The following is a 15,112-nucleotide window of genomic DNA, read 5'->3' as shown; positions in this document are numbered from 1 at the left end:
AAGACGAAGCGCTCCTCCGGGAGAAACGCCTCGTCTTTTTTCATTTCTTTTTATTTCTGATCATTAACCAACATTCTTCTCTGTCTCTGCGTGCCGACGAAAGCGGATTCGAATCATACGCAGTCTTTCATAGACCTGCTCCAGACTTCCTCCATCGGGTTTCTCTCCTCCATACACCTTATGTAATACTGGCTTCAGGAACGTATCTCCCAGCTCCTCATACGCACTCCATACGGCCTCTTGTTCGTTCTCTGGCATCACTGCCAGCTCCACATCAAGAAGACAATCAATGTCATAACCTTCGAGATCTAGTGTCTCCAACAGCTCAATCAATTCGCGTCGGGATAATCCGGATCGATTAACAATCTCTTCTAACGTATATCCTTCCTTCATGCCTTCAAGCACCTGCTTGCGCGTGGTGAACTTATCCAGTTCTTGCTTGTACTTCTGCTCTCTCTGCTTGTATAACCAACTCTCATACTCTTCTTCCTTCAGCGCCGTATATACCCAGTCCAGCGGGAATGTCGTTGAACGCTCCAACCCGCTTGTAATCTCCATCCATTCCGTACCATACTCAGTTGCTTTGCTCTCTCCCACGCCCGGCAGTTGCATCAGTTCATCCAGCGATTGCGGAACGAAGGCACTGATCAAACGCAGCAGACGATTCGTTGCAACAAAATACGGTGCCTTCCGGTCAGACACAGCTCTCTTCCTGCGCCATGTGCACAGATCCGTATATAATTGCTCATTGCCATATAACTCACTATAACAATGGAGGCGCTGTCCACCATAACTGCGTGATTTCAGATCATCATTCTCATGAAATAACCCCTGCAACTGCGGTCGGTACCCCTCACTCATCTGTATCGCAAGCTGAAGACGGTAAATATGAAGCAGCTCCTCCCAAGAAGTCCCTTCATACCAGATGCTGTCCTCACGCTCTCCTTCCTCGTAGCGGCTCCATCCCAGCTGCCAACTATCTTCCTCCTCCCCAATCCATAGCTGTGCATACTCTGCATTCTGATCTGACATTTTAGACAATCTGTTCATGAAAATGACTTCCATTTTCTGTTCCCTCCCTTTAACATTTCAGCCTATACGGGTTAGTTACGCTACCTACAGGCAGCACAAAAAAAACACCCCTCCTGCAAAATCCATGCAAGAGAGGTGCTTCCTCATTAACCGTACTATGCTGTTGCCCATATCATACCACAATGGTAAAATTCGTCAATCCCTTAATAACCTATTTATTCAATGCCAACTTGGCAAGCGCCAGCGAACCACACAGACCCGCATTGTCTCCAAGTCCTGGTGACACAACATACTGGTCAATGTCGGATTGAAGCGCCGGATGCTGAACGTATCCTGCCAGCAACTCCTGCAGTTTGCTACGCACCATCGGGAACAGGTGCTCCTGCTTCATTACTCCGCCACCCATGACGATTTTCTGCGGAGAGAGAATCAGAACATAATTCATCAGTGCATGCGCCAGATAATGCGCTTCGATCTCCCAAGCTTTATGATCTGCAGGCAGTTCATAAGCCGGTTGCTCCCAACGTTTGTTAATGGCTGGTCCTGCTGCAAGACCTTCGAGGCAGTCACCATGATACGGACAGAAACCTTCGTATGTATCCTCCGGATGTCTGCGTACAATGATATGTCCCATCTCAGGATGTGACAATCCATGGACCATTTTACCACCAACCACAGCGCCAGCACCAATACCTGTACCCACAGTGATATACAGACAGCTCTCAAGACCTTGTGCAGCGCCCCAGGTTGCTTCTCCAAGTGCCGCACCATTCACATCCGTATCAAATGTCATCGGCACATTAAAATGCTCCTTGAGCTTGCCAATCACGTTATACTGTCCCCAATGTGGTTTTGGTGTTGTTGTGATATAGCCATATGTTGGGCTTCCTTCAATCGGATCAATCGGACCGAATGAACCTACACCCAGAGCTTCAATGCCTTTGCCTTCAAAAAATGAAATCACTTGAGCCATTGTCTCTTCCGGTGTTGTTGTTGGAAAACTTACGCGTTCCAGAACTTCTCCGTTCTCTGTGCCAATACCACATACAAATTTGGTTCCGCCTGCTTCAATTGCGCCTAAGATCGTCATGTTAGTCACACTCCCAAGTTAGTTTAAAAAAGGAATTCGGATTACTTTTCTTGATAACACTATAATTACCCTGCTACTTGTTCGCCAGCTTGGACAATCGTTTCATTAACGTTTGCCTCCAGCTGTCTGACAGCGCAGGTATGGCCAGTAACGCCTGAATACCTTCCATATCTTCTTTCCCCTGATGCATAATTCGATTGGCTTCAAGAACCGTCATGGATGAAGGATCGGTGCTGATTCGTCGAAATATCGATGAAGGCCGAACCTCCCCTTCTTGCAGTACACGAAAGTAAAAGCCGGTATGTCCACTCTCCTGAAAATAAACAGGCAACTCCTTATAGTCATACCTCGCACCCAGTTTGAAGCAAGGTTGTCTGGGCTGACTGACCTGTACTGTGGCTTCGCCCAACTCGTACACATCACCAATCCGGACATCTTCTTCGGCACAGCCTTCAACTGTCAGATTTTCTCCACAAGCTCCCCAGTTCAGCTTGCGATCCATCAGCTGTTCCAGCACCGTATAACGACTGTAATCGTATACACAAACGGCTTTGTCAGGGCCGCCATGATGCACCAGATCCGCCTGCGAGTCCCCTGTCATTCCAGTGAATGACAGGAAAACCGCGTCGGATACAGGATGTTTCACAATGCCGCTCAGCACTTCACGCTTCTGCCCAGGGAGCGGCTGCGGCAACCCTACATTAATGGCCAGAACAGCTGTACCCTCCCCTGGCTTTCGATCAGATGTGAGTGTCATTTGCGTCATACCTCCCAATAATCACTTTCTTTTAACGCACAGAGCCGCCAAATACCAGTGTATTACTCAAGAGCCGGCCTGGAGAAGTCAGCATTTTGCCCCCGGCATACATACCCGAGGAAGCACCGCCATCCAGGTTCATGGCCTGTTTGGCACCAAGCTTCTGCATCACCGCTGCCCACTCCTTGATTGTCGCTCCGGAAACGGTAGCCAGCATAACAGAACCGTCTGCCATAATCGCAATACCACTTCTGGCTCCGGAAGCATTAAGAATCTTGGCATCCTTGAAACCTTCGCTCGTCGGATTGACAGCTACCTTGCCGTCTTTTACCAGACGTGGTCCTGCCCCAACAGCAGTAACTACATCTTGCCAAGGGATCTCTTTGCCTGCTGCGTTCGTATACTTATAATTCATTTCTACGGTCGAACCAACGGTGAAACGGTCTGAAGAAGACTTTTGGTTGCCTGTGAAGACCAATACCGAGCCATTCTTAGGAATCGCTACATTTGTATTGGGCACTTTTTTGGTCACGATACCTTTCTCCATGACAACCGCAGTGCCACCTTTGAACCCGACTGTGGCACCTCGTTCAGGCGTATACAGCATCGTAATGCTTGCGTTCGCCGAAGGCGTTCGATTAATAAAGGTGGCATACCAACTGCGTGATTTACCTTTGGTATCCGTTACTTTACCTGTCAAACTCACCTGAAGTGAGTCCATGATCGCCGAGCCGTCTTCCTTAAATCCGATGGATGTTCCGTATCTTCCAATATGTATGACCTTACCATTTGCTATTAACATGCCATATGGATCTGGTGCTCCGTTGTATGCTTCAAAAAATGCTCCGTTAATGGCTGCTTGTGCACCATAGGCTTTCACGATTGATGGCAATGTTGCCGTCTGGCCCACTTGCTTCTTCGCGAGTCCCACGGTAACCGGTGTTCCCTTTGGAATCGAAATGGTCTGTACGGTAAAATTACGTCCTGCTGCTTTTACTTTCTGTACTTTGGTGCTAATTGCTGCTTTGGCATCCACTGTCTGTGGTGCACTTACTGCTCCCGAAAGAATTACGGGCAAGACCAGGACGAGGGCCATAGCCCCTGTCCACCACTTTTTGCCTGTTCGTACGTTCTTCATGTTGCTCACCCTATTGCCACTCCCATCCAAGAGCCAAGGCTCTTCATCTCAAGTTGTTCAAACTTGTCCATCACCATATCCGGGTCAAGACGCAATTCACAGATATCCAGCGCACAGGCAACCGGAACAGCACAATGAATCTCTGCCAGTTTGCGGGACAGATGAAGCATGTCCAGATCATTCTCGATCTTGTTACGCACCGAAGGGGTTAGTTTATCCATGTTGCTCAGAATCCCTTCAATGGAACCGTATTCCTGTACAAGCTTCAACGCTGTTTTCTCACCAATTCCCCGTACTCCGGGATAATTGTCGCTGGCGTCTCCCATCAGACCCTTCATGTCAATCACTTGACGAGGTGTCAGTTGTTTCTCAGCCATGAGCGTTTCAGGGTTGTACACCATGTAGTTGCCATGGCCTTTTTTCATAATAATGATACTTGTGCGATCATTGATCAGTTGCAACATGTCGTGGTCACCCGTCAGTACCATAACATTCATATCTGTCTCTTCGGTATAATACTTCGCAAGTGTCCCGATACAATCGTCAGCTTCGAATCCTTGTGCACCTATATTTGGAATACCCAGGCTATCCATCACTTCACGGATCAGGGCAAACTGGGGAATCAGGTCGTCCGGAGCTTCCGCCCGGTTGCCTTTGTAAGCTGCGTATTCTTCACCGCGGAACGTCTTACCGCCCATATCCCAACAACATACGACATGACTTGGCCCAAAAGTCTGAACCGCATCCCAGAAATAACGGATAAATCCGTAGACTGCGTTGGTAGGCAATCCTGCCTTTGTACGTCTGATATATCCGCTTGCAGATGTCGCATAAAAAGCACGGAACAACACCGCCATACCGTCTACCAGCAACAAAGTAGGTTCATTACGTTGATTCACTTGAATTTGTTCTCTCCTATCTAAATCTAGCATATAAAATACGAAACTAATTCTATCATTATAGCATAGTTCCGCCAACCATCGTTCAGCCAAAAAAGCCCTGAATTTTGAACAATTCAAGGCTAATATTCAGCGCGTTTATGCGTTATTCCATTCCTGCTCGTACGTTTCTTCCTTGAATCCAACCGTCACCTTTTCTCCATCCGTAACGATCGGACGTTTGATCAGACGACCATTGGAAGCCAGTAAACGAATCTGTTCATCAGCGGACATGCCTGGAAGCTTGTCCTTCAATTGTTGTTCTTTATATACTTCCCCACTCGTATTAAAGAACTTTTTCACTTCCAGTCCACTCTTTTGGATGAGTTCTGTTAGTTCAGATTCTGATGGCGGTGAGTCAAAAATAGGGATTAACTCCAGCTCATGTCCTTGAGCTTCAAGCCATTTTACAGCTTTGCGACATGTGCCGCATTTGGCATATTGATATATTTTTAAGTTACTCATGGTATGTGTTCCTCCTAGTGTGGCTCCGGTGTGGCTCCGGTTTCGACTTGTCGCTTCCCTTGGTTTGCTTCGCAAATCCAAAAGTCGCTCCAAATCGATACCATCGCCATGCAACTTTACTGACTTTGGCGAATGAGATCAAAAACACACATTCGCTATATTTTTTTGGGTCTAAATCTTAAAAGATTTAACATGAAAATGCTAAACATCAATACATTAACCATAGAACATATAGATTAGCCTACGGCATGCTGTTCGGGTGCATGAAGCATCCCTCACACAAGTTAGCCAACCAAGGTTGACTGCCAAGCAGGGACGGGGTGTGCAGAAAACTGCGATACGAGGTGCAGATCTAAGTCCCTCATCGCAACTTCCTACAGTTCTTCTCTGGGAGCTGCCTCATCATTCAAACGCTTCTCCAGCGCAGCCATATCTGCTGGAAAAGGAGCCTGGAACGTTATGCGTTCCTGTAGAATGGGATGTTCGAACGTCAGCTCACAGGCATGCAAGGCCTGGCGTTCGATCCAGCTGTCCCGTTCATCCCGAACAGCCATGGTCTGCTCATCGATCTCGTGCACACGTAGTGTCTTGTACATTCGATCACCGATTAATGGACAGCCGATGGACGTCATATGTACCCTGATCTGATGGGTTCTGCCACTTTCCAGCTTGAGGCTTATCGCACTGGCGCTGCCCTCTGACCAACGTGTTACGGTCGTGTACAACGTTCTTGCAGCATAACCATCAGGTGTTACGATTCGGCGGTGTGGCTCTTCAGGATCGCGGTCAATCGGTCCGTCCACCGCCCCTTGTTCCGGGACAGGGCTGCCGTGCACAAGTGCAATATATTTCTTGTCCACTGTTCCAGCGATCATCTGTTCAGAGACATGTTGATGGACATAAGGGTTCTTGGCTATAGCAAGAACACCTGACGTTTCCTGATCAAGACGATGAATCGGTCTAAACCGGAAACGCTCGCCTTTGGTTTTCCAGTAATGAACAACGCCATTTGCCAAAGTACCCGTATAATGTCCATGCGTCGGATGAACGATGATGCCCGCATCCTTGTTGACAATAAGCAAGTGCTCATCTTCATACAGAACGGTAAACGGAATAGGTTCAGGCAAAATATCATCCGATTCCTCTTGCTCCATCCGAACTTCAACGATATCACCCGCAGCTACCTTCACGCTAATGTATACGCGCTCTCCATTTAACATGACACCTTGCTCCGTCAGCTTAATTTTGGACAACAGCTTACGCGAAACCAGCAGCCGGCGCTGAAGCACGGTCTTCAGCAGCCAGCCATCTTCTTGTTCGGTCACCGTGTAGACAATTGGCGAATAATACTGGCTCATTCTTTGCGGCGGAAGACTTTTTTGCTCCGCACATATTCAATATCCGCCACCTGTTGTCTCGCGTTGGCTGTCCGTGCAACCACGAAGAAGTAATCAGACAGTCGGTTTAGATACCGCCGTACAGACGGATTAATATCTGTATGTTGTCCAAGTGTTACTGTGCGACGCTCTGCGCGACGACATACAGTACGGCACACATGAAGAGCAGAAGACAGCTGACTGCCACCTGGAATAATGAACCGTTCCACTTTTGGATTCTCTGCATCATACTGGTCGATCCATTGTTCCAGACGTGTGACCATCTCATCTCTCACCTTATATTTGGTCTCACTAATCTTCACAAAGGCCAGATCCGACCCGCAATCAAACAGTTCCTGCTGAACTTCCAGCAGATGTTCACGCAGATCTTCGAATTCCCCTTGAGCAGAGTCAATAAGGCTGATCGCTTGGCCTACAAAACAGTTCAATTCATCAATCGTGCCATAAGCCTCAACTCGGTCATCATCCTTGATGACGCGTCCACCGATGACCGAAGTCTGTCCTTCGTCACCTGTTCGTGTATATATGCCCATCGTTATCCCTCCAATTGGTAATATAATAATGAATACGGGAATGCCATTTTTTCAGAAACCCCTTTATCGCTTTACACGTATATAAGAATTGGTGTGCTCTGCCGAGTATACGACAAATCAAAGGAAACCAAAAGTAAAGGAGACGATTATGCAAAACTGGATAACCGATTTCATGGAACAATACGGCTACATAGGCATTGCACTCATTATTGCTCTTGAGAACGTATTTCCCCCGATTCCATCCGAAATTATCCTGCCGTTTGGCGGATTCATGACCACCTATACCAGTCTCACTATTCCAGGAGTTATTATCGCCGCAACTATTGGCTCTGTCCTTGGTGCTGTGATCCTGTATGGTATTGGTCTACTCATTGACGTTGAACGCCTTGAGAAAATTGTGGAACGCTGGGGACATGTTCTGCGCATCAAAAAAGAGGATATTCACCGTGTCGATGCATGGTTTGACAAATATGGCATGTGGACCGTATTATTCTGCCGAATGGTTCCCCTCGTCCGTAGTCTTATCTCCATTCCCGCAGGCATGTCCAATATGAAATTTGGTTTATTCCTTCTCTTTACAACCATTGGTACATTAATCTGGAATGTCATTCTTGTCTGCGTTGGTGCTGCGCTTGGCGCATCATGGGAGAGCATTTTGCACTTTATGGACATCTATTCCATTGTAGTGTACGTCATTCTGGCCATCATTGTCATCGGATGTATCATCTGGTGGATCAGACGTAGCAAAAAGCAGAAATAAAAAGGATAGCTTAATAAATAAAGCCTCCTCGCCACCAATTCGTGGTTAAGGAGGCTTCTTTATGTCACCCGTTTATGTCATCTCGCTATCGTTCATCTTCATTTCGCATGCCCTGACTTTTAAGATCGATAGCCAGACCGGATACCAGCATGTACATCTTTTCAGCATGTATCTGCAGCATCCGGTTCACCGAAGCCATTCTCGCTGTAAATATTCGTTCTTCCTCGGTAGGATGCAATGTACCATGCATTTCATTGGTAATCACAAGCAACTTCCCCTGATAAGACAATAAAGCATCAAGCAAAAGCTGTGTCTCTGAACGCTGATGATCCAGATCCTCTGTTGCCCTGAAACCGGCAGCCATCCAGGAGGTCAGACTGTCTACAATTACAATTCGCTGATCCGCCAAAAACAGATTGGATTCCCGATTAATCTGGGTGATCACCTCTGTCAGATGCTGACCGTTCCCGGCATGAATGGCACGATAATGAGCGGATGGCAATTCGGGAATAACGGGATCATGATCACCGGTGGATAAATATACACCCTCCCGGCTAATTCCGGCTGCGTACTTGAGGGCAAACCGGGTTTTACCACTACCTATGCCGCCTGTGACCGTAATCAGCAATCCGCTTCCCTCCTTCCATAGCCATTCTGAATTTTCTTTACTCTGTCAGCGCCTTCAGCACTTTTTTGGATTCTTCGACATTGGAAGATGACACTGGAATGGTGGCGAACAAATTGCTCGCAGCATATTCTACATCTTTAAACATTTTCATATCTTCGAGCGGAATGCCGTAAAGATGTGATTCTTGCTTGAGATCTGAACCTGCATCTCCTTCACCTTTCTCTACCAATACTCCACCCTCAAATACACCCCGTTCAAACTTCTTGGGATCAAAAGTATCATCCAGCGGAACATTGGAGCCATTACTTCCGTATTGTTTCATGTCGGACTCAGGCAAAATGAAGATATCATGTCCTCCAGCCGCATATTCCACCATAATTTTCTGAACATCATACATTGCACTGGTAATCACTTCCACCTTAGGTTCCTCACCCAGTTTCTGTTGCAGATTGGCCTGTAACTGCTCTGAGATTACAGATGGATTTCCTTGATTATCAATGATGAATATGGAAAAACCATCTTTACCTCCACAACCAGCAAGCAGAAAAACGATAGAAATGATTGCAGTAAGCCCCCAAAATCTCTTCATTCCAGTTCCCCCTTTAGTCTCCTATGTCCAATATATCACAATTGTTCCACGCAAAAAAATAACCTGGCTTATCAGGGAATCACCTTGCCTTTACACACAAAAAAAAGAAGACCTTCTCAGGTCTCCCTTTCTAACTCAATTAATGAAACGTTTCAATCCAGCATAAACGTTATTTTCCTTTAATCGGATTAGCCTTCATATATTCATTAATCTTTAAATCCAGCAAACTGCTGATTTCAATTACAATATCGGATGTGAATGATTTCTCTTCGAGGAAAATCTGTTCCATCTTGCGACGAAGCATATGAATTTCATCTTCCAAGGAAATGTCATGCAAAGATGCGTTATCGGGTTTCACCGACCATCGGTCGCCATGATCGCCTTCTGCCAGATAGTGCCCACGATTCGTCGGTAAATCATATTCAACACAAAACAAAGCTAACCCCTCCTTGGAAAAATGGATTCCAAATTTATGAAAACTTATTTCAAATTGAAATTATATCACATTATTTTGTAAAAGAAAGTTATTTTTTTCCAATATAACCATGTCACATTTGTAAAAAGATTCTATTTTAGTATTAACCCTCTTTTTGCAGTTTGTAAACAAAGTTTCCGATTCGTTCCAAAGCTTCATTTAATTGGGTTACAGAAGTAGCATAAGAGCAACGCAAGAAGCCTTCTCCCTGAGGACCAAAAACATTGCCCGGAACAGCAGCCACTTTATTCTCCGTTAACAATCGTTCAGCAAACAGGTCGGAACTCATACCCGTCTTTTGAATGCTCGGGAATGCATAGAATGCTCCCTGAGGTTCATGACAATCAAGTCCAATATCCCTGAATCCCTGCACAATTAAACGTCTACGCTGATTATACGATTCTACCATCCGATCTTTCTCACCCAAACCATTCGTCAACGCCTCAAGTGCGGCAACCTGACCCATGGCCGGCGCACACATTACCGTATACTGATGGATTTTGAGCATGGCTGCAATAAGCTCAGGATGACCACACATATACCCAATCCGCCAACCTGTCATTGCAAAAGCCTTTGAAAATCCGCTTACGAGAATGGTCCGCTCCTTCATGTCAGGGATAGCTGCAAAGCTAACATGTTTTTGCGTATACGTCAATTCAGCGTAGATTTCATCCGCGATCACAATCAGATCATGCTTTTTAATCACTTCAGCAATAGGAAGCCACTCTTCATACGTCATGATGGCTCCAGTGGGATTACTCGGATAACACAGAATAACCACTTTCGACTTCGGTGTGATGCCAGCTTCAAGTGCTTCAGCAGTCAACTTAAACTGATCTTTCGCGTAGGTTTCAACACCAACCGGTATACCGCCACCGATTGAAGCGATTGGTGAATAAGCCACGTACGAAGGTTCAGGAATGAGAATCTCGTCGCCAGGTACAATTAATGCTCGCAAAGCCAAGTCAATCGCTTCACTGCCACCCACAGTAACAATAATCTCATCCTTGGGATCGTATTTGGTATCAAACTGCGTATCCAGATATTCACTGATGGCTTCTCTCAACTTCGGCATACCTGCGTTGGATGTGTAGCTGGTCATGCCTCTTTCCAGCGAGTATACACAAGCTTCACGCATATGCCAAGGGGTAACAAAATCAGGCTCACCCACACCCAATGTGATAATATCCTTGTTGTCTCCAACCAGATCAAAAAATTTACGAATTCCGGATGGAGGTATCTGCTGCACGAGAGGTGCCAGATATGATGTCATTTTCTTGTTGTTCCCGGTTGTCTGTTCATTCACTATCATGACACATCTTCCTTTACGGCGAGATCATGAGACGGTTGTCTTCCTGATGGTCTTCAAAAATAATCCCGTCCTGCTTATATTTTTTAAGAATAAAATTCGTTTTGGTAGAAAGTACAGAGTCTATCGGAGACAATTTCTCCGATACAAAATTAGCGACTTCACGCAGGTTGCCACCTTCCACTTCAACGAGCAGATCGTATGCACCGGACATGAGATATACGGACTTCACTTGTGGATAGAGATAAATGCGTTCGGCAATCCCTTCAAAACCACGACCACGCTCTGGCGTGATCTGCACCTCAATCAGGGCCGTTACTTTCTCATCATCTATTTTACTCCAGTTCACGACGGTTGCGTATTTCACGATGACGTGGTCTTGTTCAAGCTGTGCCACGGCGTTCTTGATGTTGTCTTCCGACTCCCCCAGCAGCGTCGACAGCAGTGCGGGAGTCCTTCTCGCGTCTTCCTTTAGAAGATCCAGAACTTTTAATTGCAGATCGTTCAAATCTTTCATGGTTTTCCCTCCAGCGTCATCCAGGTTCCTGAAAATGAATTAATACTTATATTACATGAATTTAACGTTGATGCATAGACAAAAGACCGCCTGCCCTGAATTCAGGCAAGCGGTGGTATGGTCCTGTAACGTTAGGTGCTTCAAACCTCTTTTGCAAAGGTTACATGTAATAAGGGTTACCGTAATTCGGTTGATGCTGAGGCACATTAGGAGCTTGGCTATATGAACTGTTCTGCGTGTTCTTTTCTTGAATGAATTGCTGACACTTCTGTTGGGTCTGGTGTGCAGACTGGATTTGTTTGTCCACATCCTGACGAAGTGCTTTGGATGAAGCGGAATACATGTTGTTTTGTTGCATCAGGTTGAACAGTTCACCTTGCAGTCTTAATGTATCGTTCGTTAAATCATTGAACATTCTCCGGGTCGTGGGGCAGGAAGATTCAGTAGTTGCCGTTGTATATTCACGTGAAGTTCGTCTTAAATCTGCAAGAATCGACTTCAACAAATCTTGCTCTTGCATAAAATTCCCACCAGATGACAAAGATTGAGTGTACATGTATTTTCCTCCTATACTTTGAAATAACTTGTCATGTTTTGAACTTTACTGTGATTGCGCTGGTGCAAGAGATTGATGTTGCTGTAACGCATTGACAAGAGTATTCAGATGCTGCTCATGTGAGCGAACATAATGATTCAGCGCCTGTTGAATTTGCGGATTATGTGTGATGGAGGCTGTAGCTGCACATTGTTTGATTAACATTTCCTCATTGGAAATTGAATCCGCAATATAGTTCAGTTCCTTGGGGCTCAGTGCTTGCATTTGTGAGTTTTGCATGTATATCTGACCTCCTTAATCTAAAGTTATTGCGAATTTATTGTTACCCTAACCTGAAAAAGTATACTTCAACTACATTCAACAGAGGTGATCAATTATGGAACTTATTAACGGAAAAACATTTTGGCCAACTACCTTTACTTCCCATCCCCATTATCCTGTTTTGCAAGAAAATCTGTCCTGTGATTGCCTAATCATCGGTGGTGGAATGGGAGGCGCGTTGTCTGCCAAGCTTTTGACGGATCAGGGGATTGACACCGTTGTTATTGACAAAAGAGATATCGGTTATGGCAGTAGTATGGCAAATACGGGCCTGCTCCAATATACGAATGACAAAAGGCTCACCTCTTGTATCCAGACATTCGGAGAAGAACGCGGTGTTCGATTCTACGAATTATGCCGTGATGCCATGCAACATCTCGAAAAAATTTCATCGAAGCTTGAGATTGATCCTTGGTTTGTGCCTCGCACAAGTCTGTATTGCGCCAGTCACGAGGAAGATGTACCGTTGCTGGAGGAAGAATATCGTAACCTGAAGCATTATGGATTTGATGTAGAGCTGTGGGATCAGGAAGAAATCAGTGCAGTGTTCCCGTTCAGCAAACGTGCTGCACTATACACAAGCGGAGATGCCGAGGTTAATCCGTTTCGTTTGGTTCACTCACTATTCCATTCAGCCTCACGTCAAGGAGCAAGAGTCTACGCTCATAGTGAATTAACCCATTGTGATTATGATGAAAATGGTGCCCTATGTTACACACCTGATGGCACTGTACGTGCCAAACATGTTATTTTCTCAACAGGCTATGAAACACAAGAAATCAAAAAGGACAGAGGCGCATACCTTCAAAGCACATATGCTATCGCTACCAAGCCACTACAGGATCTGAGCAGCTGGCATAAGCGAAGCTTGATATGGGAGACCGAACGACCTTATCTATATATGCGCACAACTCCAGACGGAAGAATTCTTGCTGGTGGACTTGATGAGAATCGTCCTCGAGAAGAACAACGGGCGATCAAGGCGGTTCATAAAGGTGAGATTTTGTTACAGAAGATTGCCGAGTATTTCCCATTACCTGATCTCGAAGTTGATTACGCTTGGGAAGCTGTTTTTGGAAGCACCCATGATGGTCTTCCGCTAATCGGTCCACACCCAGACTATCCGAATTCATACTTTGTTGAAGGGTATGGAGGCAACGGTACCGTGTACAGTATGATTGCTGCCTCTCTCATTGTGGATGCCATTACGGGCAAGCAGAACCCTGATATGAATTTATTCTCACTTACACGTACAAGTAAACCATCTCCTGTACAACCAACTACATGAACCAATACAAATACAAACAGGGTACAATGCAGGGAAAGTTCTCTCTCTTTTGCATTGTACCCTGTTTGTATATTGAAAGGTTGCTACCCCCCCGACTCTTGACCTTCCGTCCGATTCAATAACTTGCGCATAAAGATCCATCCAATGAGCGGAAAAGCACCCAGAACGATAATAAGCCAAGTTAACATGCGCAGGGACGGAGTATTCGTGACCGTTACAATAAATATGGTCAACCCGAAAAGTCTGCCACCCATCAGACATAACTCTCTCAATACGACAAGTTCAACCCTTTTTTCCACATTTTCACCACTTGTACCCATCATGTCGAATCCCGCTGATATCATAGGTAAAATATACAATGGCATCGCAACTGCACTTCCAATCCCCATGATTAACAGCGTAACATAGGTCACTTTCCACAGAAGAGGTATCAGCACAATCAGCAGAATCAGAGCTCCGATGAACATGCCTCTCGATCTATACTGTGGTTTAAACCATTTCCCCACTGCCCAATAACTTAGTAATGCCACGGCAGAAGTGATGAGTGAGAACTGTCCCAACTTGTACTCCTGTGCAGTGGCCACGTATACAAGCAATGCAATCAGAAAGGCAAAGACCCCTTCACGCGCACCCTGAGCGAACAAACCCAAGGCCAAGGTCCTCCAGGGACTATCCGGTTTGGATAACTGTATCCAAGGCTCGGACCAGCGATATGTACCGCTTACCTTTCTCTTTTTGAGAAAAAAACTAAATACCACCGCGATAACATAAATGACAAGTGATACCGTAAATATGAGACGATACCCTGTATTGTCCGTCATTCGGGTGATAATCAGACCGGAGAACCATGGACCTATAATTCCTGTCATCGAGCCAAGTAATCCCACCCAGCCATTGAATAGATCTCTGTTTTCCCGATCCGTTATTTCAAAATACACGACATTAAATGCGATCCAGAATAGCCCCAGAGAACAACCCAGTAGTATGCCCAGAGGCCAAATCCAGTCTACAGCTCTGGAACCGGCCCAGAGGACAACCATGTAGAAAAGCCCGGACAGTGCAGTCCCCAGTCGTAAAGCACTCATTTTATTGTGTTCCTTGACCCATTTGCCAGCAAGCCAGAACGTGAGTCCAATAGCCAATTGCTGACTAATTGTAAACCAACCCAACATGGCATAATCCGGACGGCTTTTCCACAGAAACACATTCAAAAAGGTTCCCGACAACGCTCCGGCTAACGCAAACAATCCATTCACGCCCAAAAGCAGAATGGATTGTCGGCCTAAAGTAATCTTCATCTGCTCCTCCTTCATCCACCT

At 45.8% G+C, this 15,112-nt stretch carries 18 protein-coding genes; 2 read left to right on the top strand and 16 right to left on the bottom strand.

The genetic code is table 11. The features are described from left to right. Positions 1 to 63: 63 nt before the first annotated feature. From MKY92_RS08895 to MKY92_RS08860, 8 genes are all read right to left on the bottom strand, one after another. Positions 64 to 1,065 carry an HRDC domain-containing protein gene (locus MKY92_RS08895; RefSeq protein ID WP_339300293.1) on the bottom strand — a complete coding sequence of 334 codons (1,002 nt, stop codon included), beginning with the start codon at positions 1,063 to 1,065 and terminating at the stop codon, positions 64 to 66. Positions 1,066 to 1,243: 178 nt separating this feature from the next. Further along, positions 1,244 to 2,122, bottom strand: coding sequence for an ROK family protein (locus tag MKY92_RS08890; RefSeq protein WP_339300291.1), 879 nt, complete (start codon positions 2,120 to 2,122; stop codon positions 1,244 to 1,246). A gap of 73 nt (positions 2,123 to 2,195) precedes the next feature. Then, on the bottom strand, positions 2,196 to 2,879 hold the full coding sequence (locus MKY92_RS08885) for an MOSC domain-containing protein (RefSeq protein ID WP_339300289.1): 684 nt from the start codon (positions 2,877 to 2,879) through the stop codon (positions 2,196 to 2,198). Positions 2,880 to 2,910: 31 nt separating this feature from the next. Next, positions 2,911 to 4,017 (bottom strand): phosphodiester glycosidase family protein, encoded by a 1,107-nt coding sequence (locus tag MKY92_RS08880; RefSeq protein WP_339300288.1) that lies wholly within the window; start codon positions 4,015 to 4,017, stop codon positions 2,911 to 2,913. A gap of 5 nt (positions 4,018 to 4,022) precedes the next feature. Further along, complete coding sequence (locus tag MKY92_RS08875; RefSeq protein WP_017689620.1) at positions 4,023 to 4,916, bottom strand: 5'-3' exonuclease H3TH domain-containing protein; 894 nt, start codon at positions 4,914 to 4,916, stop codon at positions 4,023 to 4,025. Positions 4,917 to 5,054: 138 nt separating this feature from the next. Continuing rightward, positions 5,055 to 5,420 carry an arsenate reductase family protein gene (locus tag MKY92_RS08870; protein WP_047842267.1) on the bottom strand — a complete coding sequence of 122 codons (366 nt, stop codon included), beginning with the start codon at positions 5,418 to 5,420 and terminating at the stop codon, positions 5,055 to 5,057. A gap of 374 nt (positions 5,421 to 5,794) precedes the next feature. Continuing rightward, entirely contained in the window at positions 5,795 to 6,778 is a 984-nt protein-coding gene (locus MKY92_RS08865) for an RluA family pseudouridine synthase (RefSeq protein ID WP_339300285.1), read from the bottom strand. Beyond that, the gene (locus MKY92_RS08860) at positions 6,775 to 7,350 is read right to left on the bottom strand and encodes a cob(I)yrinic acid a,c-diamide adenosyltransferase (RefSeq protein ID WP_036610088.1); all 576 of its coding nucleotides are present in this window, start codon (positions 7,348 to 7,350) and stop codon (positions 6,775 to 6,777) included. The genes MKY92_RS08865 and MKY92_RS08860 overlap by 4 nt, the downstream gene beginning before the upstream one ends. Before the next feature lie 148 nt (positions 7,351 to 7,498). Here MKY92_RS08860 and MKY92_RS08855 point away from each other — a divergent pair, with 148 nt between their 5' ends. Beyond that, positions 7,499 to 8,110, top strand: coding sequence for a DedA family protein (locus tag MKY92_RS08855; RefSeq protein ID WP_339300283.1), 612 nt, complete (start codon positions 7,499 to 7,501; stop codon positions 8,108 to 8,110). Between the two features lie 85 nt (positions 8,111 to 8,195). On the opposite strand, the gene MKY92_RS08850 is transcribed toward MKY92_RS08855, so the two are convergent. The 7 genes from MKY92_RS08850 to MKY92_RS08820 form a co-directional block, all read right to left on the bottom strand. Then, on the bottom strand, positions 8,196 to 8,738 hold the full coding sequence (locus tag MKY92_RS08850) for a bifunctional adenosylcobinamide kinase/adenosylcobinamide-phosphate guanylyltransferase (RefSeq protein WP_076209196.1): 543 nt from the start codon (positions 8,736 to 8,738) through the stop codon (positions 8,196 to 8,198). 37 nt (positions 8,739 to 8,775) lie between these two features. Beyond that, positions 8,776 to 9,327 (bottom strand): hypothetical protein, encoded by a 552-nt coding sequence (locus MKY92_RS08845; RefSeq protein ID WP_221822945.1) that lies wholly within the window; start codon positions 9,325 to 9,327, stop codon positions 8,776 to 8,778. 169 nt (positions 9,328 to 9,496) lie between these two features. Next, entirely contained in the window at positions 9,497 to 9,763 is a 267-nt protein-coding gene (locus MKY92_RS08840; RefSeq protein ID WP_062833452.1) for an aspartyl-phosphate phosphatase Spo0E family protein, read from the bottom strand. 142 nt (positions 9,764 to 9,905) lie between these two features. Then, entirely contained in the window at positions 9,906 to 11,114 is a 1,209-nt protein-coding gene (locus tag MKY92_RS08835) for an aminotransferase class I/II-fold pyridoxal phosphate-dependent enzyme (RefSeq protein WP_036610094.1), read from the bottom strand. Between the two features lie 13 nt (positions 11,115 to 11,127). Continuing rightward, positions 11,128 to 11,628: an Lrp/AsnC family transcriptional regulator gene (locus MKY92_RS08830; RefSeq protein WP_339300281.1), complete on the bottom strand. Its 501-nt coding sequence runs from the start codon at positions 11,626 to 11,628 to the stop codon at positions 11,128 to 11,130. Between the two features lie 160 nt (positions 11,629 to 11,788). Further along, positions 11,789 to 12,184: a spore coat protein gene (locus MKY92_RS08825; RefSeq protein WP_124113698.1), complete on the bottom strand. Its 396-nt coding sequence runs from the start codon at positions 12,182 to 12,184 to the stop codon at positions 11,789 to 11,791. Positions 12,185 to 12,229: 45 nt separating this feature from the next. Beyond that, entirely contained in the window at positions 12,230 to 12,463 is a 234-nt protein-coding gene (locus tag MKY92_RS08820) for a hypothetical protein (RefSeq protein ID WP_047842262.1), read from the bottom strand. Between the two features lie 97 nt (positions 12,464 to 12,560). On the opposite strand from MKY92_RS08820, the gene MKY92_RS08815 reads away from it, so the two are divergent. Then, positions 12,561 to 13,793, top strand: coding sequence for an FAD-dependent oxidoreductase (locus MKY92_RS08815; RefSeq protein WP_339300279.1), 1,233 nt, complete (start codon positions 12,561 to 12,563; stop codon positions 13,791 to 13,793). Positions 13,794 to 13,876: 83 nt separating this feature from the next. Here MKY92_RS08815 and MKY92_RS08810 read toward each other — a convergent pair whose 3' ends face one another. After that, the gene (locus MKY92_RS08810; protein WP_339300277.1) at positions 13,877 to 15,091 is read right to left on the bottom strand and encodes an MFS transporter; all 1,215 of its coding nucleotides are present in this window, start codon (positions 15,089 to 15,091) and stop codon (positions 13,877 to 13,879) included. Between the last annotated feature and the right edge of the window lie 21 nt (positions 15,092 to 15,112).

This window comes from Paenibacillus sp. FSL R5-0623, assembly GCF_037974265.1.
GTDB lineage: Bacteria > Bacillota > Bacilli > Paenibacillales > Paenibacillaceae > Paenibacillus.
The sequence above is the reverse complement of the archived record's forward strand: the minus strand, read 5'-3'. Positions and strand labels throughout refer to the sequence as shown.